The organism is Bradyrhizobium sp. Kon10, from assembly GCF_055807395.1.
Map to the genome: position 1 here is coordinate 1 of NZ_JBVVOZ010000208.1, position 275 is coordinate 275.

Below are 275 nucleotides of genomic sequence, written 5' to 3' on the forward strand. Positions count from 1 at the left end.
GCCTTCGCCTGGCATGTTGCGGAAGTGCCGGCTCCAATAGAGCAAGTCCATTTCGATTAGCGGCGCGTCGGCGAGTTGGACGATGAAGATCTTGTCAGCGGGTATCGAACGGATGGAGCCGAGTTCAATCCTGCGGGCCAGCGTGTGGAAGGAATCGAGAACCAGCCCGACGTTCGGATGGTCAGTCCTGCGCACGATTTCCCACGCATCGCGATGATCGTTGACGTGACGCCCCCAGGCCAATGCCTCGTAGCCGACGCGCAGACCGCGCTTGG

At 61.1% G+C, this 275-nt stretch carries 1 protein-coding gene; it reads right to left on the reverse strand.

Translation table 11 applies throughout. The annotated features are described in order from the left end of the window. A partial coding sequence (locus AC0L2O_RS36745) for a sugar phosphate isomerase/epimerase family protein (RefSeq protein ID WP_473373199.1) occupies positions 1-275 on the reverse strand: 275 nt, incomplete at both ends.